Annotated in this window: 1 protein-coding gene; it reads right to left on the bottom strand. The window is 63.1% G+C overall.

Annotated elements, in window-relative coordinates; genetic code table 11:
- Positions 1-482 (bottom strand): ABC transporter substrate-binding protein (locus tag AC5RWX_RS34275; RefSeq protein ID WP_494100575.1); only part of this gene is annotated, 482 nt, incomplete at both ends.

Raw genomic sequence — 482 nt, 5'->3', positions numbered from 1 at the left:
CCTCGATCAGTTCGTCCCAGGTTGTCGGGACGGCCAGGCCGTTCTGCTCGAAGATGCGGCGGTTGTAGATAACCGAGGCGGCCATGACCGAGTAGGGGATAACGCTAGTGCGGCCAGGGTAGGTGGGGTACCAGTTCGTGAGGTCGAGAACGTCGTCCCGGATGGCAGTTGCTGCCGGGAGATCGGAAAGGTCCGAGAGCGCCCCGCGCTCCATGAACCTGGCCATCTCGAGGTTGTAGTTGAGGCAACCGAGATCCGGCGGACTGCTACGCACAAAGCTGGCAGAAAGATTTGTCGCCATATCGTGCAGGACACGGACGCGGTCCTGTGACGCGGTAAACGTCGCCGCCAGATCGCGGAAGTACGGCACAGCTTCCGGTTTTGACTGGTGAAACGTGACAGTGGGGCGTGTACCTCCCGGAGCGCACCCAGCCAGGCCGAAAGCAGTCAATGCGCCCCCGGCGGCGGCCCGGCCAGTACGT

This window comes from Arthrobacter sp. SPT-J7, from assembly GCF_059089965.1.
The sequence above is the reverse complement of the archived record's forward strand: the minus strand, read 5'-3'. Positions and strand labels throughout refer to the sequence as shown.